Origin of the sequence: Cysteiniphilum litorale (assembly GCF_003428165.1) — a bacterium.
Taxonomy (GTDB): Bacteria; Pseudomonadota; Gammaproteobacteria; order Francisellales; family Francisellaceae; genus Caedibacter; species Caedibacter litoralis.
This window is the reverse complement of record NZ_QLIQ01000011.1, coordinates 1-19,792: the sequence shown is the minus strand read 5'-3', so window position 1 is coordinate 19,792 and position 19,792 is coordinate 1. Positions and strand designations below refer to the sequence as shown.

Annotated in this window: 21 protein-coding genes; 9 read left to right on the top strand and 12 right to left on the bottom strand. The window is 40.2% G+C overall.

The window, feature by feature from the left end; genetic code table 11:
• Nucleotides 1–59: 59 nt before the first annotated feature.
• Both DNJ75_RS06300 and DNJ75_RS15330 read right to left on the bottom strand, forming a co-directional pair.
• On the bottom strand, nt 60–521 hold the full coding sequence (locus DNJ75_RS06300; protein WP_157968236.1) for a PACE efflux transporter: 462 nt from the start codon (nt 519–521) through the stop codon (nt 60–62).
• Between the two features lie 82 nt (nt 522–603).
• A complete protein-coding gene (locus DNJ75_RS15330) occupies nt 604–747 on the bottom strand; it encodes a hypothetical protein (protein WP_157968235.1) in 144 nt (47 codons plus the stop codon).
• A gap of 190 nt (nt 748–937) precedes the next feature.
• On the opposite strand from DNJ75_RS15330, the gene DNJ75_RS06295 reads away from it, so the two are divergent.
• The 7 genes from DNJ75_RS06295 to DNJ75_RS06265 all read left to right on the top strand — a co-directional run bounded on the left by DNJ75_RS06295 (nt 938) and on the right by DNJ75_RS06265 (nt 7,746).
• Nucleotides 938–2,062, top strand: coding sequence for an ABC transporter ATP-binding protein (locus DNJ75_RS06295; protein ID WP_117002350.1), 1,125 nt, complete (start codon nt 938–940; stop codon nt 2,060–2,062).
• A complete protein-coding gene (locus tag DNJ75_RS06290) occupies nt 2,059–2,976 on the top strand; it encodes an ABC transporter permease (RefSeq protein WP_117002348.1) in 918 nt (305 codons plus the stop codon). Before DNJ75_RS06295 ends, DNJ75_RS06290 begins: the two co-directional genes overlap by 4 nt.
• Nucleotides 2,976–3,803: an ABC transporter permease gene (locus DNJ75_RS06285; RefSeq protein ID WP_117002345.1), complete on the top strand. Its 828-nt coding sequence runs from the start codon at nt 2,976–2,978 to the stop codon at nt 3,801–3,803. The genes DNJ75_RS06290 and DNJ75_RS06285 overlap by 1 nt, the downstream gene beginning before the upstream one ends.
• A 95-nt stretch (nt 3,804–3,898) precedes the next feature.
• Nucleotides 3,899–5,020 carry a murein transglycosylase A gene (gene mltA, locus DNJ75_RS06280; RefSeq protein WP_117002343.1) on the top strand — a complete coding sequence of 374 codons (1,122 nt, stop codon included), beginning with the start codon at nt 3,899–3,901 and terminating at the stop codon, nt 5,018–5,020.
• A 103-nt stretch (nt 5,021–5,123) separates the two neighbouring features.
• The gene (locus DNJ75_RS06275; protein WP_117002342.1) at nt 5,124–6,458 is read left to right on the top strand and encodes a TldD/PmbA family protein; all 1,335 of its coding nucleotides are present in this window, start codon (nt 5,124–5,126) and stop codon (nt 6,456–6,458) included.
• The gene (locus DNJ75_RS06270) at nt 6,459–7,373 is read left to right on the top strand and encodes a lysine exporter LysO family protein (protein WP_117002341.1); all 915 of its coding nucleotides are present in this window, start codon (nt 6,459–6,461) and stop codon (nt 7,371–7,373) included.
• Nucleotides 7,374–7,389: 16 nt separating this feature from the next.
• Complete coding sequence (locus tag DNJ75_RS06265; protein ID WP_117002340.1) at nt 7,390–7,746, top strand: (2Fe-2S) ferredoxin domain-containing protein; 357 nt, start codon at nt 7,390–7,392, stop codon at nt 7,744–7,746.
• Nucleotides 7,747–7,806: 60 nt separating this feature from the next.
• Here DNJ75_RS06265 and DNJ75_RS06260 read toward each other — a convergent pair whose 3' ends face one another.
• A complete protein-coding gene (locus DNJ75_RS06260) occupies nt 7,807–8,595 on the bottom strand; it encodes a sulfite exporter TauE/SafE family protein (protein WP_224742322.1) in 789 nt (262 codons plus the stop codon).
• A 103-nt stretch (nt 8,596–8,698) separates the two neighbouring features.
• On the opposite strand from DNJ75_RS06260, the gene DNJ75_RS06255 reads away from it, so the two are divergent.
• Entirely contained in the window at nt 8,699–9,562 is an 864-nt protein-coding gene (locus DNJ75_RS06255) for a LysR family transcriptional regulator (protein ID WP_170137199.1), read from the top strand.
• 14 nt (nt 9,563–9,576) lie between these two features.
• Here the strand turns inward: DNJ75_RS06255 and coaD are convergent, their stop codons facing one another.
• The 7 genes from coaD to DNJ75_RS06220 form a co-directional block, all read right to left on the bottom strand.
• On the bottom strand, nt 9,577–10,065 hold the full coding sequence (gene coaD / locus DNJ75_RS06250) for a pantetheine-phosphate adenylyltransferase (RefSeq protein ID WP_117002338.1): 489 nt from the start codon (nt 10,063–10,065) through the stop codon (nt 9,577–9,579).
• Between the two features lie 20 nt (nt 10,066–10,085).
• Nucleotides 10,086–10,637, bottom strand: a complete 552-nt coding sequence (sufT, locus tag DNJ75_RS06245; protein WP_117002337.1) for a putative Fe-S cluster assembly protein SufT — start codon at nt 10,635–10,637, stop codon at nt 10,086–10,088.
• A gap of 2 nt (nt 10,638–10,639) precedes the next feature.
• On the bottom strand, nt 10,640–11,011 hold the full coding sequence (locus DNJ75_RS06240) for a HesB/IscA family protein (RefSeq protein WP_117002336.1): 372 nt from the start codon (nt 11,009–11,011) through the stop codon (nt 10,640–10,642).
• A gap of 378 nt (nt 11,012–11,389) precedes the next feature.
• On the bottom strand, nt 11,390–12,583 hold the full coding sequence (gene ftsZ, locus DNJ75_RS06235) for a cell division protein FtsZ (protein ID WP_117002335.1): 1,194 nt from the start codon (nt 12,581–12,583) through the stop codon (nt 11,390–11,392).
• 123 nt (nt 12,584–12,706) lie between these two features.
• Nucleotides 12,707–13,942, bottom strand: coding sequence for a cell division protein FtsA (ftsA, locus tag DNJ75_RS06230; RefSeq protein ID WP_117002334.1), 1,236 nt, complete (start codon nt 13,940–13,942; stop codon nt 12,707–12,709).
• 216 nt (nt 13,943–14,158) lie between these two features.
• Nucleotides 14,159–14,878 carry a cell division protein FtsQ/DivIB gene (locus DNJ75_RS06225; protein WP_117002333.1) on the bottom strand — a complete coding sequence of 240 codons (720 nt, stop codon included), beginning with the start codon at nt 14,876–14,878 and terminating at the stop codon, nt 14,159–14,161.
• Nucleotides 14,875–15,783, bottom strand: a complete 909-nt coding sequence (locus DNJ75_RS06220; protein ID WP_117002332.1) for a D-alanine--D-alanine ligase — start codon at nt 15,781–15,783, stop codon at nt 14,875–14,877. The genes DNJ75_RS06225 and DNJ75_RS06220 overlap by 4 nt, the downstream gene beginning before the upstream one ends.
• 150 nt (nt 15,784–15,933) lie before the next feature.
• Between DNJ75_RS06220 and ttcA the strand changes: the two genes are divergently transcribed.
• The gene (gene ttcA, locus DNJ75_RS06215; RefSeq protein ID WP_117002331.1) at nt 15,934–16,749 is read left to right on the top strand and encodes a tRNA 2-thiocytidine(32) synthetase TtcA; all 816 of its coding nucleotides are present in this window, start codon (nt 15,934–15,936) and stop codon (nt 16,747–16,749) included.
• A 396-nt stretch (nt 16,750–17,145) separates the two neighbouring features.
• Here the strand turns inward: ttcA and DNJ75_RS06205 are convergent, their stop codons facing one another.
• Both DNJ75_RS06205 and DNJ75_RS06200 read right to left on the bottom strand, forming a co-directional pair.
• On the bottom strand, nt 17,146–18,642 hold the full coding sequence (locus DNJ75_RS06205) for an FAD-dependent oxidoreductase (RefSeq protein WP_117002329.1): 1,497 nt from the start codon (nt 18,640–18,642) through the stop codon (nt 17,146–17,148).
• Nucleotides 18,623–19,639, bottom strand: a complete 1,017-nt coding sequence (locus tag DNJ75_RS06200; protein ID WP_229667680.1) for a GltB/FmdC/FwdC-like GXGXG domain-containing protein — start codon at nt 19,637–19,639, stop codon at nt 18,623–18,625. The genes DNJ75_RS06205 and DNJ75_RS06200 overlap by 20 nt, the downstream gene beginning before the upstream one ends.
• Nucleotides 19,640–19,792: the final 153 nt, after the last annotated feature.

The window sequence follows — 19,792 nt, the reverse complement described above, 5'->3', positions numbered from 1 at the left end:
TGACGGGGTGTTTTAAAATCATAGTTTTTTCTAAAATGCTAACTCCAACTAATTATTCTTTATACATTTCTTTTTTGTCTACGCAATTGCGCATTCACAACCCTCATATAAATATGATCATAAATATAATTAAAAACAAGCGCATAGCACAAATAAAAAAACACAAAACCTAAGTTCACCGTGAATGCCGCAATAAAAGGTAAATGTAACAACATAATCACAAAAGGCACACTAACCAGACATAACGATAACTCAAATAAACAAGCATGCACGACCCTTAACCAAAATTTCCGTTTAAAGCGCATACCACCACATTTGTTTTCAATCACGTCAAATAGCCAGTTATAAATAAAGTTCCAGAGCATTGCCGCAATAGCAAGAATAACAGCCAAAGCGCCCAGTGCGACTGCGTTTTTCTTAAGCACAAAATACGATAATGGAATCACAATCAACAAGGCGATGAATTCAAACGATAACATATGGACAATACGTCCTTTGATGCTCATTTTTTGCTGACTCATGCTATCTGTCATCGTATTTAAAAATTTTCATGTCGTGCATTGTTTCAAATTGATTCCTTAAACTCAAGGTTTTGTAACCACTTCACTGATCTTTTCGCGTAACAGCTACACCAAAATTGCTAATCACAATCGAGCCAATAGCGGCAATAATCCCGCCAATGACAGAAAGAATACTTGGAATTTCGGATAAGAAAATAGCCGCTAAAATCAACGTGAATATTGGCATGAGATACAAAGCGCTCGATAAACAACAATGCTGAAGGTCAAATATCAGCCTATCTGTTGCGCTGAAAATGTAAAATATCGCTATTTCCGTTCAGGCACTAGATAATATTTTTGCTTTCCATTTTATAAAAACCCCTTTATCCTATAGCCTGATTTTTTAACGCGACTAACAGATGGGGGATTTATGCCCAATGGAGAGAACAACTAATAATAAGAAACCACTCATTAGCATTCGTAATTTAGTCAAACGCTTTGATGATGGTCATACCGCCGTTGATGGCATTTCTTTAGATATTTATCCAAAAGAGTTTTTCGCCCTGCTTGGCAGCTCAGGAAGTGGTAAGAGTACTTTACTTAGACTTTTAGCAGGGTTTGAACAGCCAACTGATGGCAAGATACTCATTGATGGCGTGGATATGACCAATATCCCACCATATAATCGCCCGATTAATATGATGTTTCAATCTTATGCACTGTTTCCACATATGACGATTGAGCAAAATATCATGTTCGGTTTAAAACAAGATAAACTGCCAAAAGATGAGATTATTAAGCGCACGGCATCAGCACTTAAGATTATTAAGATGGAGCATTTAGCCAAACGTAAACCACATCAATTATCTGGCGGTCAACGTCAACGCGCCGCATTAGCACGTTGCTTGGCAAAGCGACCTAAGCTTATTTTGCTAGATGAGCCATTATCAGCCCTTGATAAGAACTTACGTGATCAAATGAAGTTTGAACTAGTAGACATCCAAGAGCAGACCGGTAGTACCTTTATCATGGTCACGCATGATCAAGAAGAAGCAATGACGATGGCGTCACGTATTGGTATTATGTCCGAGGGCTGGCTTGAGCAAGTAAGTCCTCCACAAGAGGTTTATGAGTTCCCTAAAACGCGCTTTGTTGCTAATTTTATTGGTAAAAGTGCGATTTTTGAGGGTGCCATTAGTGAGATCAATGATGACTCAAGTGTCATTGATTCCGATGAAACTAAGTGCTCATTTAAACTCGATCGCCGCATTGATGGTGTTGAAGCTCAACAAATCTGGGTTGGACTTAGACCTGAGAAAATATCTATCTCGAAAACGCCACCTGAAGATTATAACCCAAGTCAACCAGTCAATACGATCGTTGGTAAAGTTAAAGATATCGCCTATATGGGTGGTTTATCAACTTATCACGTTGAAAGTGCAAGCGGCAAACGTATCACAGCAACAGACTTTAACGTTGAGCGTAATGCCGATCACCCAACATGGGAAGATACGGTTTATCTGACATGGGAGCCTGAAAACATTATGGTGCTGTACTCATGAAATGGCTTCATAACCTTGATCCTCATTTTGTGCATAAGTGGCAAAATCGCTTTGTTATTTTGGTGCCCATGTTATGGTTTATGGTGTTTTTGCTCATACCTTTTTTGTTTGTTTTAACGATAAGCTTCACATTACCTGACAATGGCACCCCACCTTTCACTGCCATTTTGCAATACACTGACCATACCTTACATATTATTTTACATCTAAGTAACTATATGCAAACGCTAAGCTCTAATTTGGTGTTTATTGCCCTGTTTGACTCAGTTAGTGTCGCCTTTTTTACGACAATTCTGTGTATTCTCATCGGCTATCCAATGGCGTTAGCACTATCGCGCATCAAACGCAAAAATGTTCAGCTGATTTTTCTGATCATGATTATCATCCCTTACTGGACATCATTTTTATTGCGAACTTACGCATGGGTGACACTTCTTGGCAATCATCAACTCAATGTCTTTTTGATGAAATTAGGCTTACCAAGCATGGCACTACTATACAATAACTTCTCAATGTATTTAGGGATGGTTTATTGCTATCTACCCTTCTTGGTATTGCCCCTGTATGCCACATTAATTAAATTGGATCCTATTTTAAATGATGCTGCAGCTGATTTAGGCGCTACACCAGTCAAGACATTTTTTAAAGTGACTTTGCCACTGTCAATGCCTGGGCTTATCGCTGGAAGCCTACTGGTATTTATCCCTGCGGTTGGCGAGGTGGTAGTGCCGCAAATCATGGGTGGATTAAATAGTGTTATGATCGGTAGTGTTATCTGGGAGCAATTCTTTACTGCCAATAACTGGGGAATGTCGGCAGCGATGTCTGTTATCTTATTGATTATTTTGGTGATCCCTGTGATTTGGATGCAAAAAATCCAACAACGTCAGGCAAAAGCTTCTGGGAGTCTATAATGCGTATTTCCTCTTTTTTTTCATACAGTAAAGTAATGCTCATTCTAGGCTTGATATTTCTATACATCCCCTTAGTGATTCTTATCCTTTTTTCATTTAGTAATTCACAAATCATTAACTTATGGGGTGGGTTTACCTTAGATTGGTATAAAGAACTCTTTCAAGATGGGGATATTATTAGTGCTGCTTTAATCAGCTTACAAGTTGCCCTTATTGCCTCATTGTGTGCGACAGTACTTGGCACCATGGTGGCCTATATCATGACGCGCTTTAACTACTTCAGAAGTAAAAACTTCCTTTATGGCATGGTCATCACACCTCTGGTGCTTCCAGATATTGTGCTTGGGGTCTCACTGTTGTTGATGTTTACCTCTTTACAGAACCTCATCGGTTGGCCACATGGGCGCGGTATGATGACAATTATCATCGCACACATTACCTTTTGTACTGCCTATGTGACGATTGTCATGCAAGCGCGTATTGCCAGTGCTGATCGCTCTATTGAGGAAGCAGCAATGGACTTAGGTGCCAAGCCTGCTAAAATTTTCTTTCAGATTACCCTGCCACAGATCATTCCCTCATTGATTGCCTCATTTTTATTAGCATTTACGTTATCGATTGATGATTTGGTTATTACTGAATTTGTCGCCGGCAGCAGCGACCCTACCTTGCCAATGTATATTTATTCAACGGTTAAAAATGGACCAACACCTGAAATTAACGCATTAGCCACATTAATGATTGCCATCATTTCAACCTGCGTTGTTGTGGGGGCATACATTGCCTTTAAGATGGAAAGTAAGCGTAAAAAACAAAAGCAAAAATAAATCAACGTGATCATAAAAAACACACTTGACATCTGGCAACAGATCGCGACAATGGCAACATCTTAAAATATAAATACTAAATTTAAATAATTTCTATGCAGAAAAAATACTTGCTTTGCTTAAGCACATTGACCTCATTATTGCCTTTGTGTTTATCGGCAAATACAAGTATTAGCTTTGAACCAGTTGCTTATCAAGCCTTACCCGACTGGGATTGTGGCGATCAAATGCAAGCCTATCAAGCGCTACAGATTTCATGCAAAGCCATAGTCAAAAATAATAATTACAACAAAGCATGGCAAAGTAGCTGCCAGAATATATTAGCTGTATCAGCGCATACCGATCGACGTGCGCGTGAGATGATTGAGCAAAACTTCTCGCCATTTCAGGTACGTTATAATGATGAATCACAAGGTCTTTTTACTGGTTACTATGCACCAGCTATCGCAGGCAGTTTATATCGTACCGCTGAATTTCCTGTTCCTATTTATAAAACCCCTGCTGATTTAATCCAGAAAAAAACAGCTTCAGGCACACAATACGGACGTATGGTTAATGGTAAATTCACGCCCTATTACACGCGTGAAGAAATTGCCAAAAATAACTTTTTCACACGCAAAGACGTCATTGCTTGGGTGAGCTCGCGCGTTGAGCGCACCTTTTTGCAAATTCAAGGATCCGGTCGAATTGAACTGACTAATGGTGATAGCATTCTTGTTGGTTATGATAGCCAAAATGGTCAGCCTTATCGCCCGATTGGTCGCTATTTACTTGAAAACAAGCTTATGCCTCGTGAGGATATTACGATGCAATCGATCAAGAAGTGGTTATATGATCACCCCAAAGATGCTGATAAAATATTAAACTATGATCCTTCGTTTGTTTTCTTCCGCGTGCTTAGTCATGGTAATCCCATTGGTGCCCAAGGTGTACCATTAACCCCAGGTTATTCCATTGCTGTTGATAGTAAGTTCTACCAATACGGTACACCTGTTTGGCTCAGCACAACCTATCAGGGTAGTCACAATAAAACACATAAACTCGATCGTCTAATGATTGCTCAGGACACCGGAGGAGCTATTCGTGGTGCGATTCGTGGCGATGTATTTTGGGGTAGTGGCAACGAGGCTGAGTATTACGCCGGACACATGAAGAATTTGGGCAAAATGTTTGTGCTTCTGCCAAGAGCAGACGCCCTTCACCTTGCCAAAAAATAATTCCTTTTAAAGTATCAAAAAACGCCAATCAAGATTTGCCTTATTTTAAGCAATTGCCGATAATGTAGCACATTGCACTTTAAATATTTCAATATTACTAAACATGTCTATTCTCGATAAAAAGCGCTATTTACAAGATGTTCTTCAATTTGCAAGCCGCGTGCTGCATAAGAAAAATATCGATGCTTTTGAAATCAATTGCAGCTATGACCAAGGACATGTTATTGCCGTTCGCGATCAACAGACCGAAACTTTAGAATACAATGTTACTCAGCAGTTGAGTGTTACCATTTATCATCAAGGTAAAACAGGTTACGCTGAAACCTCAGATCTCAGTGAAAAGAGTATTCTATCGATTATCGATAATGCCAAAACCATCGCCAACTTTACCGAGAGAGATCCTTTTGCCGGAGTTATTGACAAGCGCTTTCTATGTTCACCATCTGAAATGCCAGAGCTTTATCAACCGATTGCAAACTTTAGTATTGATAAACTCATTGATCATGCCAAGCATTGCGAGGCAATAGCACTTGAGAATAATGATATTGATCATTCTGAAGGCGTTGATATTGATAGTTTTGAGATTTTGCATGGCTTTGCTAATAGTCATGGCTTTTTGCATGTGTATCCTGAGACACGTCACAGCATCGGCATGGGACTTATTGCCAAAGATAATCACGGTATGCAACGTGATAATGCTTACTATAGCGCGCATGATTTTACTACGCTGCCAAGTATTGAGCACATTGCTAAGCTTGCACTTAAGCGTACGCTAGATCGCAGAAACCCACGACGCATTCAAAGTCAACAATTGCCAATTCTACTGTCGCCAGCTATTGCCCGCTCATTTTGGGGTGCCTTATTATCCGCCATCAAAGGACAACGCCAATACCATAAAGATACTTTCCTTTTGGATAAAATTGATCAATCCATCATTGCTCATGATATCAGCCTTATTGAAAATCCTAATATTCCACAAGCGCTTGGCAATCAACCTTATGATAATGAGGGTGTGAACTTGGGTGCAAACCCGATTATTACCCATGGTATTTTGAATCGCTATTTATTAAGCAGTTATAGTGCGCGCCAGCTAAAGCGTGAAACCACAGGCAATGCCGGCGGCATTAGCAACTTAACAGTTCATAGCAGCAACACGCAATCATATGACAACCTGATTAAATCAATCGATAAGGGCGTGATTATCCATGAAACCATGGGGCAAGGTTTTCATATTACCACGGGTGATTACTCACAGGGTGCGATGGGTTATTATGTTGAAAAAGGTGAAATCTGCTATCCGATTGACAACTTTACCATTGCCGGCAATTTGGGTGACATGCTGCAAAGCATTATTGCTATGGGTGATGATATTGAACCTTTTTCACGCATCCAAAGTGGTTCACTGCTCATAAAACAATGTAGCATCAGTGGTGAGTAAATGATTCAAGCACTTATTATTCTATCAGCATTAATTCTTGGTTATTTTATAGACCTGAAATTCTTATCTAACAAGCTGATGAATAAACTACTCTCAGCGATGATTAGCCTGATTATTACGGTCATGGGTTATAATTTTGGCGAGCTTATCTATAAACTTCAAGGTGAGCTTGTTTCAATGCTTGGCATTACCTTAAGCTTTATTGCCGCCTTATTTGCTATCAATGTATTAGCAGTCAATGGTTATTTGCGCTTAAAGCCAAAACGCGCAATCAAAGCGCATCACGACATGGTCAAAGCACAAAGCCCGCTAAAACCAATTCTAACCAGTTGCAAATATCTCCTTTACCTTGTTATTGGTACGTTACTTGGACTATTTATCAACAAACCCCTTTTGCATATCGAACTTATTATTGATGCCATTTTAATCCTGACTTTATTTATTATTGGGATCCAAATGCGCCGCGAAGGTCATTCTCTCACTCAAATTCTCAAGAATAAAACAGGCATTATGATTGCAATTATCTTAATGATCAGCTCTCTTGCCGTTGGCGCTGTTTTAGGACTTTTCTTTGATATTCCATTATCACATGCATTAATGCTCACAAGCGGCTTTGGTTGGTATAGTTTAGCCAGTATTTTAAATGCTCAGCTGATTGATGCCCACTTTGGGACAATGACATTTTTTATCGATTTCTCACGCGAAATTATCGCGATTATTGTGATTCCAGTATTGGCAAAACGTATTCCTACTGAACTGGTGAGTTATAGCGGTGCCACGGCGATGGATTTTAGTCTACCAGTCATTAAAGATCATATCGGTATTCAAGCCGTACCTGTTGCTATTAGTAGTGGGTTTGTATTAACTCTGGCAACGCCAATTCTTATTCCACTATTTAACCTTATTCCCTTTTAAATTTCTAAGGATTGTTATGCAAGATGAATTATTAATCCAAAAAGCGCAAACACTAGGTTTGAATAATATTAAACGCCATATTTTTTTATGCTGTGATCAAAGCGTTGATAAATGCTGCAACAAAGACGACTCTCTCATTGCATGGGACTATCTTAAAAGACGCCTATCTGAGCTTAAACTCTCACAATCTGGTGAAATCTACCGTACCAAAGCCAATTGCCTACGCGTATGTATACAAGGTCCTATTGCTGTTGTTTATCCTGAAGGAGTATGGTATCACTCATGCACCCCCGAAGTTCTTGAAGAGATTATTCAGTCGCATTTAATTGGTGGCAAGATCGTGACAAAATATCAAATTAAAAATTGGACTTAAAAGTCATTACCAATTGAGTTAATATTATGTGACATTTGATACTTACTTCACCCTTGAGCACTACAACATATCAATAATTACATAGATTAAAATCAACCTGAATAACCACAGCGATACGACTTCAGGGCATTTTTTAACAATGCGAATACCAATCGGTGTGCCGATAACTGAACCAACTAACAATCCACAAAAGGCAGGTAAATATAAATACCCCAAGCTATACGCAGGAATCCCCGCGGCATGATAACTGGATACTAGCATGGTAATAGTCGCGACGAGACCTGTTGGGAAAGCGGTTGCTGCCGCCATTGCTGCACAATTTTTCATTGGATAATGGTAGTGTTTCATATATGGATTAACAATACTTGAACCACCAATACCAACAATACTTGATAATAATCCCGTGGTACTGCCAAGAAAAATGCATGAACCTTTAGATGGCATCACAATATCCTCACTCGCGTGTGTTTTCTTCAAACGAAATGTCTTAATAAGGCTTACTAATAGCACGACGGCAAACAAAATCTCAATCGCTCTTGCAGGCATAAATTCACTAATAATAGTACCTAAAATCGCACCAACAAAGATCATAGGCAGCGCATTTTTTAGAATTGTCAGCACTAAATGCCCATGTCTATAATGTTTGTAAGCATTATAAAATGCATTGATCATAATAAATGCCAACGATGTTGAAACCGCTAAATGAATAGCTATCACATTTGACATCCCTTGATATTTACAAACCACTAACATCAATGGAATGATGATAGCGCCACCACCTGCGCCTACCCATGCAGACAAAATACCCGTGACAATACCCGCCACCAAATAAATCATTAATACAATCATCAAATCACCTTTTCGCAAAAATTTATTATGTCATCATTCTAACAAGCGCTACACTATAGATAAAATGAATTAAATAAATGGAAACCATTCAAAGATGGAATCAATGAAGAATATCCGCGCCTTTTTAGCCGTTGCTGAAACCCAATCATTTACTGCCGCGGCTGATAAATTATTTTTGACACAACCGACGATTACCAAACGTATCTCACAACTTGAATCACAGTTAAATAATCAACTATTTCATCGCACAGGATCTCTGGTTCAGCTCACTAGCGCAGGCAAAGCTCTTATCCCTGATGCTAATCACTTAATCCAAGCGTGGAGTAGTCTTGAGCACAAAATGCAACTTTTCCAAGACGATGTTATCGGTGATTTAAGTATTAGTTGCAATTATCATCTGGGACTCAATTTTTTGCCCAAAATACTTAAAGAATTTACATCTAAATACCCCAAAGTAAATATCAAACTCGACTCAACCTACTCATTACCGATCATTGAGAAGGTGAGCGCACTCGAAGCAGAGATTGGTTTAATTACCATAAAAGAGAACATGCCTGAAAATATTGACTGCCATATTCTACAAAAAAATCGTGTTATCGCTGTTATTGCTAAAAATCATCCATTTTGGCAGCAAAATGGTGATATTGTGCAGCGCTTAAATGAAATTCCTGTGTTATCTCCAGCACCTGAGAATAGGCATCACACGGTTTTGCATACACTATTGGATAAACATAACATCCGCTCGTCTGAGCTTAGTAACATCAATATGCTTGAAATCATTAAAAGACTTGTTGAATCAGGCTTTGGTTGGTCAATCATTACTGAGGACATGATGTCAGATAAACTCAGAGAATTACCACTTATCGATACACCGATCTATATTAATAGTGCCTGTATCTATCACAAAAAGGTCGAGCTATCGCGTGCAGCTAAGGCTTTTCTTGAAATATGTCAAAAGGTTTCTTAGATCAAGCTCTCAACTTAGTTATGGCGACTTCTTTTTTCTAACAACGCGTCTAACACCACCGGATGTACATAGTCAGCCACTCGATGGGGATCAATTTTGGAGACTTGACGAATCATTGTTGATGATAAACACGTATATTTTTCATCTGGCGTTAAAAAGATTGTTTCAAACTTTTTATTTAAATGACGATTGATATTTGCCATCTGAAACTCATAGTCAAAATCAGAAACCGCGCGCAATCCGCGAATAACGGCATTTGCACCCACTTCATCAATAAAGTCAGCAATCAATCCTTGTAAGCGCACAACACGCACATTAGGCATGTCAGACAAAACTTCAGAGGTGATGTTAAAGCGCTCCTTCTCAGTAAAGAGTGTTGACTTGCCATTACCTGTTGAAATAGCAACAATCACTTCATCAAATAAAGATTTCGCGCGTTTAATTAAATCAATATGCCCTAAACTAATAGGATCAAATGTCCCAGGATACACTACTTTTATCATGGCTTAAATCCTTTACTAACCTAAAAAAGTCCAAGCTCAAGCTTTGCTTCTTCCGTCATCATTTCAGAATTCCATGGCGGATCAAACACCAATACCACATCGGTCTTTTCGACATTGGCAAATTGCTTAAGCTTATCTTCAACATCCTGTACCAATACAGGCCCCATACCGCATCCTGGGGCAGTTAAAGTCATCTGCACACCGATGTGATAATTGCCAGTGTCCAACCGCGTGGTTGAAATATCATAAATCAGACCCAAATCAACGATGTTCACAGGGATCTCAGGATCATAAACCGTGCGTAGTTGATCCCATAAAAGATCAAGATTCACCTCATCTTTAGCTTGAATATTGGCTTTATCACTTGGCAAAAGCACTACCTCTCGATTAATCGCATCGGCATCTTTGCCATCAAGATAGACAAGGTTACCCATCACATTTAGCGTGAAGCTTGCACCCATTGCTTGCGTTACCAGCACTTCCTGACCTGGTAACAAAGTCATTTTCTCACCATAGGGAACTGTGGTTACTTCAACTTCACGGCGTAAAATAGCAACATCAGACATTTTCATTATTATTTTAATCCTTCTTGTTGCACAGTAAAGCTCTCACCACAACCACAACGCGCTGATTCATTGGGATTATTATAAACAAGCTGTGATAAACCTAATTCTCTTTTGACATGATCTATTTCAAGACCATTGACATATTGTAATGCCTTAGGATCCACGAAAAACAAAACACCTTCCTCATCGATCTTAATAAAGCCTTCAGGAATTTCCTTAACTGGCTCAACAACATAAGCCAAGCCTGAACAACCTGTTGTTGTAATACCAATCTTGATGGCAAGCGATTGGGTTTTTGCCAAATGGTTTTTAAAATGCGCTAAAGCAGCTTGAGTGAACGTCACTGGCTGCTCTCTTTTGGGGTCAAATTTTTCTATCATCGTAATCTATCTTTAACTTCACTTGTAAATAGCACCGCCATGGTATCATTTACTTATGCTTTTTTCTAAAGGTTTTAATGTGTTTGCAGTTTATAACCAGCCACTCCCATGACTTCCAATAATGCAAGATAGACAACATCCAACTACTCCAAAGGCAGTTGCATCAAAGATCCAGCGATCTAAATGTATAATACTCCCTAGCCTCTTCTTTGAGGCGTTGCCAACACCCTTCTTTCTTACACCATTCTGTGACGTTGGATATACCTGCCCTCTGGCAACATAATAATATCGTCGTGAACCAGTTTTGCTGTGATTTTCAAAGCCACTTTAATTTCATGGGGTATTATAATGATGGTAATTAATATTATCTAAACTATATTAATCTGCCTTGCGACGCAAGAAAGTAGGAATATCTAAATATTCATTATCTGATTCAGCCGCTACTTTTTGCTCTTTTTCAACTTCTTGCGCTTCAACTGAAGGAGCTTGACGTCTTAGCATATTATTTGAGTTAAAGGCGTTATTCTCTGGCGCTTTAAATGATACATTTTGGCGACCATAAGGGCTTGCTGGCTTTTGACCTGCCGCCCCACTAACAAACGTTGCATTACTACCTGCCGTTTCAAGCCCAGTTACAACGATAGTTACACGCAATTCATCAGACATATCCTGATCAATTACCGTACCAACAACAACTGTTGCTTGATCTGACGTAAAGGCTTTAATCACATCGCCAACTTCTTCAAATTCACCGATAGACATATCCATGCCTGCCGTGATATTAACAAGCACACCTTTAGCACCGGCTAAATTCACATCTTCTAATAATGGACTTGCCACAGCGGCTTCCGCTGCCTCGCGTGCACGATTTTCACCAGATGCTGTTGCTGTGCCCATCATTGCCACACCCATGGCTGACATTACCGTTCTCACATCCGCAAAGTCGACGTTGATCAAACCTGGGCGTGTGATTAATTCAGCAATACCTTGTACCGCGCCTTGCAATACACCATTAGCTGCTTTAAATGCATCTAATAAACTAATATTCTTACCCAACACACTCAATAGTTTTGCATTAGGAATTGTAATCAATGAATCAACACTTTGTGATAATTCACTAATACCATACTCAGCTAACTGCATTCTGCGGCGCCCTTCAAATGGAAATGGCTTAGTAACAACTGCCACGGTTAGAATACCCATTTCTTTAGCAACTTCAGCGATCACAGGAGCGGCCCCCGTACCGGTACCGCCACCCATGCCAGCAGTAATAAATACCATATCAGCACCTTCTAGTGCTTGCTGAATACGCGCACGATCTTCTTGTGCTGCGCGTTTACCGACTTCAGGGTTAGCACCAGCCCCTAGGCCTTTTGTCAATTCATTACCGATTTGAATCGCATGACGAGCACTTGAGTTCTTAAGCGCTTGTGAGTCAGTGTTGGCACAAATAAACTCAACGCCTTCGATATTTTGTGTCAACATATGCTCAACGGCATTGCCGCCACCGCCGCCAACACCAATTACTTTAATAACGGCATTGTCTGTCAACGATTCTGAAATTTCAAACATGTAATGTACTCCTTTTATAAAACTATATTTTAACTCTTAACTCTTAACTCTTAACTCTTAACTCTTAACTCTTAACTCTTAACTCTTAACAAATTTACTATCTTGCTTATGCTTTTTAGAATATTAAAAATGCTTACCAAACCAACCTTTCATTTTACCCCACATACCAGCGCTATCGGCATCTTCTTCATATACCACTTGACCTTCTTCTATCTGCATATGACTGTATTTAATCAAGCCTACACCTGTTGAGTGCACAGGGTTATGCAGTACATCTTGAACACCGGTGATATTTGTAGGACCACCAATGCGCACGGGCACTTTAAAGATTTCTTCTGCTAATGGTGCGATACCTCGCATCTTAGCCGCGCCACCAGTTAATACGATACCGGCTGAGATTGCTTCTAATAAGTTATTCTTATCTAGCGCCTCATACACGATACCAAATAACTCTTCCGTTCTTGCCTCGATAACACCGGCAAGCGTTTGCAAAGGCACACGTCGCGCTAAACGATCCGCAAGTCCTGGAATCTCGATCGCATCATCCGATTTCACCAAATTGCTCATTGAGCAGCCATATTGAATCTTGATCCGCTCAGCAGTATCTGTTGCCACACGCAAAGCATGTGCTATATCACTGGTGATCTGGCTACCTGCAATTGGAATAACTGAAGTGTATTTGATGGCACCTTCGATAAATACAGCCACATCAGTTGTGCCTGCACCAATATCAATTAAACAAACGCCCAATTCTTTTTCATCATCGGTTAAAACGGCGTAACTTGAAGCAAGCTGCTCAAGGACGATGTCTTGCACCTTAATACCACAACGGTTAACGCATTTCTTGATATTCTGCACAGCACTTGAAGAGGCGGTCACCATATGAACCTTGGCTTCTAAACGCACACCAGACATACCCAATGGCTCTTTGATGCCATTGTGATTATCAATCATGAAATCTTGGTACAAAATATGTAGAATCTCTTGATCTGCCGGCATCGGTACGGCTTTTGCTGACTCGATAACACGATCTAAATCACGTTGTGATACTTCAGCGCTCTCAATAGCAACAACTCCATGTGAGTCAAAGCTCCGAATATGACTGCCAGCAATACCAATATAAGCTTCTTTAATACTAAAGCCGCAGACATCTTCCGCCTCTTGCACGGCTTTTTGAATGGCTTTGACCGTCGCATCAATATTGACAATCACGCCCTTTTTAAGACCTTTTGAAGGCTGCGTCCCAATACCAATGATATTGATCTGTTCATCTTCATTTAACTCTGCCACCAAAGCCACAACTTTTGACGTTCCGATATCAATGGCACATAATATCTTCTTTTCCACGATTTCAGACATATTCTAGATACTCATTCCAGTTTTAGTGTTTTAACTTACGTCGTATTCTTTTGTTACTCACCCTGACCCTCAATGATATTTACGTATCATTTCTGACCAACAACAAGGGCAAATCAACCTAAGCTAAGGGTTTCAAACAAATTGCTGTATACTCTAACATAAATTCGGCAAAACTGAATCTTGCTTACACGGTAAACTTACGATTTTTTGCGAATTTTAACCTTTTTGGGCATCATTCTCTGCTGCTTTAAAGCCAACAGCAAAACCACTATGATAACGCATATCAACAGTGGCTAATTTCTGTCCCTTAGGGATTTCTATACTTTTATAGTTTTGTAATAACTGTAATAGCTTTTGCTCAATCCGACTTGAACCTAGCCATACCTTAACATCGGTATTTAATGTAATCTGCCACTGATTGCCTTGAAAACTAATATCACGAACGCTAAAGCCATTATCTACAGCCACTTTCTGCAAACGCCCATAACCATTTTCTATCGTATCAATATTGTTTTTATCACCATAAAAAATAGGTAGATTCATCGATCCTGAGAAATACTTCGGCGCAATGACTTCTTTATCCTCAAGTAATATTTCATTGCGCGAGTTCCAGTAGGCTTTCGGTTTATATTCTGTTAACTCAACGATCAACTGATCTGACCATTGTTTTTGCACTTTGATTTCTTTGATGCCTGGGTATTGTTTAATTGCCTGTGTTACATCACCAACATTAAGCTCCCACCATGTGTCTTCTTGAAATGGTTTGATTAAATCGACAATTTGTGGTTTTGAGATATAGTCAAGCTCGCCTTTTGTTACAATTGCCACTTTCTGCAAATGCGCACTACTTTCCTTAAATACATAACGCACACCCAATAAAAGTCCCACCACAATTAAGACAAAGCACGTTGACTTAAGATATAGCTTTAATTTCATAACGAACTTTCGAGTATTTTAAGCACGAGGCTTTCAAAATCCCAACCGTGTGCCTTAGCTGCTTGCGGCACCAAACTTAAATTGGTCATCCCCGGCACTGTATTGACTTCAATCAGATACAGTTTATTGTCTTTTGACAACATAAAATCAACACGCCCCCAGCCACTGCATCCTACCGATGAAAATGCTTGAAGTGCGATACTTTTAAGACTTTGCTCCATATCCAACGTTACCCCACTTGGGCAGTGATAGGAGGTTGCAGCTTCCTTGGTATATTTAGCTTCATAGGTATAGAACTCAAGCTTTGGCTCGATCCAAATCGATGGCAATGCAGTCTGATCGACAATCGAAACAGTAAGCTCTTTGCCTTCAATCCACTCTTCTGCCATCACTTCACCATATTGCGAGGCATCCTCATAGGCTTTTGCTAAAGCATCGATTGACAACACCTTATGAATCCCAACACTTGAGCCCTGTGTGGTCGGTTTAACTGCTAATGGAAATCTTAAACCTGACACATTCAATGATGCATTGATTATTTTTGACTTAGGCGTTAATAAACCTTCTGCTTGCCATAGCTTTTTGGTGCGCATTTTATCCATTGCTAAAGCACAACCTAAAGTATCTGAGCCCGTATAAGGGATCTCAAGTTGATGCAACAAAGCCTGGACATGCCCATCCTCACCATCACCACCATGAAGCATAATCAAACAACGATCTAAAGAAGCATTGACAATTTGATGCACTAACTCTTTGCCTGATGCATCGATTGCAACAACATCAATACCAAGTGTCTTTAATGCCGCGATTACCGCAGCACCTGAACGTAATGAGACTTCGCGCTCAGCAGAGCTTCCACCGTATAACACCCCAACTTTGCCAAATGTATGCTTTAAATGTGACAAGCAAAACTCCTAAAACAGCAAATCATATAAATGGCAAATATGTTAGTCAGATTCGCCTAGTTTATCCAGCGCAATCTGGCAGCAAATGTCCTTACCTGCATCTATCAACTAGTATATACTGTGCCAAATTTTTAATACTCCACTATACACATGATTGAAATAGCCATTCCAACACCTCATACGACACCCGATGAGCTGCCATTAAACAAGCTTGAAAAACGCCTTTTGCGCAAAGTCGGACATGCGATTGAAGACTTTAATATGATTGAAGCCAATGACAAGGTCATGGTCTGTTTATCCGGTGGTAAGGACTCTTACACCTTACTTCAGCTGTTATTGATCCTACAAAAGAAAGCGCCTATTGACTTTGATATTATCGCGGTGAACCTTGATCAAAAACAACCGGGCTTCCCAGAAGAGATATTGCCTGAATATCTGAGTAAGCTTGGCATTGAATATCATATTATCGAGCGCGATACTTATAGCGTGGTTAAGCGCGTGATCCCCGAGGGCAAGACAACTTGCGGCTTATGCTCACGCATGCGCCGTGGGATTTTGTATGATTTCGCGCATGAGCATAAAGTCACTAAAATTGCCTTAGGACATCACAAAGATGATATTATTGAGACCTTCTTTTTAAACCTTTTTTATAATGGTCAAATCAAGGCGATGCCGGCTAAACTTAAAAGTGATGACGAGCGCAATATCGTCATTCGCCCATTAGCCTATGTAGCAGAAAATGAGATCATAGCTTACGCACAACACATGAATTTCCCAATCATTCCTTGTAATCTATGTGGCTCACAAGAGAATCTACAACGCAAAAAAATCAAAGAAATGCTCAGTGATATGGAAATACAAACACCCGGACGCAAAGAAGTAATTTTCTCTTCACTGCAAAAGGTTGCCCCATCTCAACTACTAGATCACACACTATTTGATTTTAAATCTCTATACCGCTCGTAAATCATTTTGCGGCGTTAGATGTCGAAGAAGTTTCTGATCCTTTTGAGCGCTTGAATTGAAGATAATAGCTAGTACTATTGGCAAAATTCAAGCGCTCAAAAGGGCGCAAAATTCAATGACATGAATACTGCAAGATGGTTTGTGGGCGGTATATGACCCACTTGTGGTGCGTGAAGCCAAGTAAAAACCTTACACACCACATCCCCCTGCGCTTTCACTTGGGCATAGTAACACCTAATATTGATGCGTGAATAGCCATTTAATGTAACAATTTGTTTACATTTGTTAACGCCATCGACCTGAAAACCAGCTAGATTTAAGACATAGCTCATAGCTCATAGCTCATAGCTCATAACACGATTACAAGGATGCATGATGCCGCAAGAACACCTCAGCTTACTCTGATAAATAACTAATAATCCCTCTGGCTGCTGAGCGACCTTCAAATATTGCCGTCACCACCAAGTCTGAGCCACGGGTGATGTCACCTCCGGCAAAAATCTTGTCGTTATGTGTTTGAAAAGCAAAGCGCTTTTGTTTTTTTGCTTCAATTGCTTCAGTGGCTCCATTTACCGCATTTGCTTCACTTACGTTCTTTGTCTTACTTTCTCCATGATCATTTATCGCAATATTCGTTTGAATTCTGCCATATTCATCCGTTTGAATATTATAACGATCCAACCAATTGATTTCATGCGGTTGAAAGCCAAAGGCAATCACTACAGCATCGGCAGGAATAATGACTTCATCACGCTCATCAATTTCCAAAATATTTCTTTGAGTAAGAGCATCAACGACAATTTTGGTTCTAGCAAAGCGTACCGCCTCAACCTGCTCACTGCCAATAATCTCTAACGGTTGATAATGCCACAAGAACTTCACACCCTCCTCTTTAGCTTTATAGACTTCGCGTTTGGATCCTGGCATAGATGCTTCATTACGGCGATAAGCGCAATAAACACTGGAGGCTTGTTGGCGCACTGCAGTACGTGCGCAATCCATCGCTGTATCACCTCCACCTAATACCAATACTCGCTTGAAATAAAAATCATGATGTGCCGCCTTATCAATCAACCCCATCTGTTTATGATTGTTATTAATCAGATAATCTAGCGCTTGATAGACACCTTTTAAATGCTCACCAGGAATATTCGCGCGCATATTTTTATAGCATCCTACAGCAATAAAAACCGCATCATATTGCTGATAAAGCACATCAAAACTAATGTCCTTACCTACTTCCGTATTGAGTTTAAACTCAACCCCCATATACTCTAAAATTTTTCGCCGTTTAACGACAACGTCTTTCTCAAGTTTAAACGATGGAATGCCAAAGCTAAGTAACCCGCCAATCTCAGGATGCTTATCATAAACAACAGCAGTAATGCCATGTTGCGTTAGAATATCCGCACAGGCAAGACCCGCGGGACCTGCGCCAATAATTGCCACCTTTTTGCCGGTTTTAGCAATATCTGCAATCTCAGGCTTCCACCCCATTGCCAAAGCCGTATCGGTAATATATTTTTCAATGGCACCAATGCTCACCGCACCAAAATCCTCATCCAAAGTACAACTGCCTTCACATAGGCGATCCTGTGGACAGACGCGTCCACAAATCTCAGGCAAGCTATTGGTTTGATGAGATAAAGTCGCTGCTTCCAAAATACGTCCTTCCTCAACGAGGCTTAACCACTGCGGAATATAGTTCTGCACTGGGCACTTAAATTGACAGTATGGGGTGCCACAATCTAAACAGCGACTGGCCTGAAGCTTTGCCTCATTGGCTGAGTAATTGCCCTGAATCTCATTGAAATCTTCAACTCTTTCTGGCGCCCAACGCTCTTTTGGTGCTTTACGACTTAACTCTAGAAATTCAAAATTTTGCTGCGCCATATACCCTCCTACTAACATCTGCTGCTAAATGCTCTTGTCCTTCTTGTTCTCTTTGACTTATTTGATTTATTTGATACTGCGCCACGAGCACATCACGATTTTCAAATGTCGCTTCTGTTGCAACCATCCAGAAATAACGCAAATAACCCTGAAAATCCGTCAAGATCTCTTTAGCAAGATCGCTACGTGTTTTATCAAAATACGCTTGAATTAAGCTATACAAAAGCTCCTGATAATCCTGCATACGCTCTGACTGGATGCGATAAAGTTTAATAAATTCATTGTTATAACGACTAGGGAAAGTATTATCGCGATCAAAGACAAAGGAAACACCCCCAGTCATCCCCGCACCAAAGTTAATACCCGTCTCACCTAACACAATGATGACCCCACCTGTCATATACTCACAGCAATGATCTCCAGCGCCTTCAACAACAGCAATCGCGCCTGAGTTTCGTACGGCAAAACGCTCTCCTGCCTGCCCATAGGCGAATAGTTTTCCGCCAGTTGCGCCATACAAACAAGTATTACCAATAATCGGACTCAATGCTGGCTCAAAAATCGCTTCAACTGGAGGGATAATGACAATCTCACCGCCTGCCATTGATTTGCCAACATAGTCATTTGCCTCGCCAATAAGATGCATACGCAAGCCATGAATAGCAAATGCACCAAAACTTTGCCCTGCAGTGCCCTTAAAATAAAAATTCAGCGGATTCTCTAAGCCGGCATTGCCATAAATCTTAGCGATAAAGCCACTGAGCATTGCACCAATAGCGCGATCAGTATTTCTAATCTCAAAGTGATAATTGCCACTCTTCTGCGCCAAAATATCCGCCTTTGTTGTCGCTAAGATTGCATGCGCTAAAGGGGCACTATCAAACGGCTGATTTCTATCCCCTTGATAATAGTTTGCATACTCAGTCACTTCTTGATAAAGAATTGGTTGCAAGTCCAAACCATATTGTGATCGCGCAGCATCAACGATTTCTAACAAATCAACACGTCCAATAAGATATGTAATAGGACTTACGCATTGATGGATGGCATGAATTTTGGTAGTAGCGATTCCATCGATGGTGCGAACTCAGTCACAAACTTAGCAATGACACTTTTAAATAACTCTCTGGATAACTCATAGCAGTTTTTC

Excerpts from the sequence above, each read along its gene's own strand:
- DNJ75_RS06300 (WP_157968236.1), bottom strand. The coding sequence starts at position 521 with ATGAGTCAGCAAAAAATGAGCATCAAAGGACGTATTGTCCATATGTTA.
- DNJ75_RS15330 (WP_157968235.1), bottom strand. The coding sequence starts at position 747 with ATGCCAATATTCACGTTGATTTTAGCGGCTATTTTCTTATCCGAAATT.
- DNJ75_RS06295 (WP_117002350.1), top strand. The coding sequence starts at position 938 with ATGGAGAGAACAACTAATAATAAGAAACCACTCATTAGCATTCGTAAT.
- DNJ75_RS06290 (WP_117002348.1), top strand. The coding sequence starts at position 2,059 with ATGAAATGGCTTCATAACCTTGATCCTCATTTTGTGCATAAGTGGCAA.
- DNJ75_RS06285 (WP_117002345.1), top strand. The coding sequence starts at position 2,976 with ATGCGTATTTCCTCTTTTTTTTCATACAGTAAAGTAATGCTCATTCTA.
- mltA (WP_117002343.1), top strand. The coding sequence starts at position 3,899 with ATGCAGAAAAAATACTTGCTTTGCTTAAGCACATTGACCTCATTATTG.
- DNJ75_RS06275 (WP_117002342.1), top strand. The coding sequence starts at position 5,124 with ATGTCTATTCTCGATAAAAAGCGCTATTTACAAGATGTTCTTCAATTT.
- DNJ75_RS06270 (WP_117002341.1), top strand. The coding sequence starts at position 6,459 with ATGATTCAAGCACTTATTATTCTATCAGCATTAATTCTTGGTTATTTT.
- DNJ75_RS06265 (WP_117002340.1), top strand. The coding sequence starts at position 7,390 with ATGCAAGATGAATTATTAATCCAAAAAGCGCAAACACTAGGTTTGAAT.
- DNJ75_RS06260 (WP_224742322.1), bottom strand. The coding sequence starts at position 8,595 with ATGATTGTATTAATGATTTATTTGGTGGCGGGTATTGTCACGGGTATT.
- DNJ75_RS06255 (WP_170137199.1), top strand. The coding sequence starts at position 8,699 with ATGAAGAATATCCGCGCCTTTTTAGCCGTTGCTGAAACCCAATCATTT.
- coaD (WP_117002338.1), bottom strand. The coding sequence starts at position 10,065 with ATGATAAAAGTAGTGTATCCTGGGACATTTGATCCTATTAGTTTAGGG.
- sufT (WP_117002337.1), bottom strand. The coding sequence starts at position 10,637 with ATGAAAATGTCTGATGTTGCTATTTTACGCCGTGAAGTTGAAGTAACC.
- DNJ75_RS06240 (WP_117002336.1), bottom strand. The coding sequence starts at position 11,011 with ATGATAGAAAAATTTGACCCCAAAAGAGAGCAGCCAGTGACGTTCACT.
- ftsZ (WP_117002335.1), bottom strand. The coding sequence starts at position 12,583 with ATGTTTGAAATTTCAGAATCGTTGACAGACAATGCCGTTATTAAAGTA.
- ftsA (WP_117002334.1), bottom strand. The coding sequence starts at position 13,942 with ATGTCTGAAATCGTGGAAAAGAAGATATTATGTGCCATTGATATCGGA.
- DNJ75_RS06225 (WP_117002333.1), bottom strand. The coding sequence starts at position 14,878 with ATGAAATTAAAGCTATATCTTAAGTCAACGTGCTTTGTCTTAATTGTG.
- ttcA (WP_117002331.1), top strand. The coding sequence starts at position 15,934 with ATGATTGAAATAGCCATTCCAACACCTCATACGACACCCGATGAGCTG.
- DNJ75_RS06205 (WP_117002329.1), bottom strand. The coding sequence starts at position 18,642 with ATGGCGCAGCAAAATTTTGAATTTCTAGAGTTAAGTCGTAAAGCACCA.